Origin of the sequence: Bradyrhizobium sp. CCBAU 11386 (assembly GCF_028128955.1) — a bacterium.
Lineage (GTDB): Bacteria > Pseudomonadota > Alphaproteobacteria > Rhizobiales > Xanthobacteraceae > Bradyrhizobium.
In genome coordinates, this window is sequence record NZ_LBKA01000055.1 from 1 (window position 1) to 354 (window position 354).

The 354-nt window shown below is 63.6% G+C and carries 1 protein-coding gene; it reads left to right on the top strand.

The features are described from left to right. Positions 1–354 (top strand): chemotaxis protein CheW (locus XI09_RS08335; RefSeq protein ID WP_271566411.1); only part of this gene is annotated, 354 nt, incomplete at both ends.

The following is a 354-nucleotide window of genomic DNA, read 5'->3' on the forward strand; positions in this document are numbered from 1 at the left end:
AATATCGACCAGATCGGCGGCACCATCGACATCAAGTCGGTGGCCGGTGAAGGCTCCTCCGTCACCATCAAGATCCCGCTGACCTTGGCCATCGTCTCCGCGCTGATCGTGGAGGCCGCCGGCGACCGTTTTGCCATCCCGCAGCTGTCGGTGGTCGAGCTGGTCCGCGCCCGCGCCAACAGCGAGCACCGCATCGAGCGCATCAAGGACACGGCTGTTCTTCGGCTCCGCAACAAGCTGCTGCCGCTGATCCATCTGAAGAAGCTGCTCAAGATTGACGACGGCGCCGCCAGCGATCCCGAGAACGGCTTCATCGTGGTGACCCAGGTCGGCAGCCAGACCTTTGGCATCGTG